1 protein-coding gene is annotated in these 1,336 nt (G+C 59.6%); it reads left to right on the forward strand.

Going from position 1 to position 1,336, the window contains the following annotated elements; all coding sequences use genetic code 11:
• A partial coding sequence (locus J4E00_RS29280; RefSeq protein WP_208178913.1) for a hypothetical protein occupies nt 1-1,336 on the forward strand: 1,336 nt, incomplete at both ends.

A 1,336-nucleotide genomic window follows, 5' to 3' on the forward strand; every position in this document is an offset into this window, starting at 1 on the left:
CTACGTGGCCGTGGCCTGGCGCCTGCCCGACGGCTCCCGCCTCGAACCCATTCCTGCCAACAACCTCATCCCATTCGATGCCTTGGCTACGGCTCCAACAACCACGACGCCGTCTACCACCACGCCGTCTACCGTTACCGGCACCAAAGCCCGTATCACGGTCACGTTTGCTTCGGCTCCGGCTACTGCAACGGCTCGCATTGCACCGGCACTTTATAATAAGACCCGGGTGCTGCAATTTGAAGAAGACGACTCGCCAGTGTCGCTGTATACAGATATCTACCCGGTGCTGAAAGGCGGAGTGGCCAGCAATGGCGTGCGCTATCCCGGCCTGCGCTTCACGGATGGCTGCGGCCACAGCCGGACCTACACGGCCGCAGCGGCCCTCAACGGACACAATCCTTATAACAATGCCATCTGGATGGACCCGGGTGCGCAGCACGATGCCACCAAGCTGCTCTGGACCCAGGCCCAGGAACTGCTGAACAATGGCTGGGACATGGAAAACCACTCGGACCTGCACACGGCCACGAACCCAGCCCAGCAAATGGCCGGCCTAGATGCACTGATTACCAGCCGCCTGAATGGCTATAAACCATCAGTAATGGTAGTACCCACGAACTACGCAGGGTATTGCACGGCTGCTTTCGGGGCTGGCTACATTGCAGCCTCAAGCAGCAGTCAGAATGATAATCTGCCCGTATTCAATCCCTACACCGACCGGCGGGTAGCTCTGAGCACGCTGCCGGCTCCTACCATACCCTTCGTATTCCAGCGCTACAACGCGGACCAGGTTTACGGCGAATACGAGCAGGGGCAAATTTCCCGTCTCAATGCCATAAGCACCGACCTGATGGCCGCGGGCACAGCGGGTGAAGTGTATTCGCAACGGGTATTTGCCCATAGCATGGACGTGGGCGTGTTTGCCAGCTGGATGAACTATACGCAGTCCATTGCTCAGGACCAATTGTGGGTGACATCGTTGCGCGAATTTGCCGAGTACCGCCGCATGAGCACCCAGGTGGTAAAGAGCGAAACGCTGAGCGGCAACACCTTTACCGTAGACCTGGATTACGCCGGGATAAGCGCCAACACCCGCTTTCAGAACTTGACCTTGCTGGTGAATTCGCCCGGCACCATTACCAACATCACCGTGACAGGCGCAGATAGCAGCAGCCTCAATCTGGCCACCAAGATGGTGAACATCTTCCGCCACGAGGCCGCGACCACAACTACCGCCCCTCCAACCTCGGGGTCTGGCACGGGCTGTTCGGGGACGGGCAGCCTGACGCGCGAACAGTGGAGCAACCTGGGCGGCACGGGCCTGGCCGCCACC

Origin of the sequence: Hymenobacter negativus, assembly GCF_017571495.1 — a bacterium.
Lineage (GTDB): Bacteria > Bacteroidota > Bacteroidia > Cytophagales > Hymenobacteraceae > Hymenobacter > Hymenobacter negativus.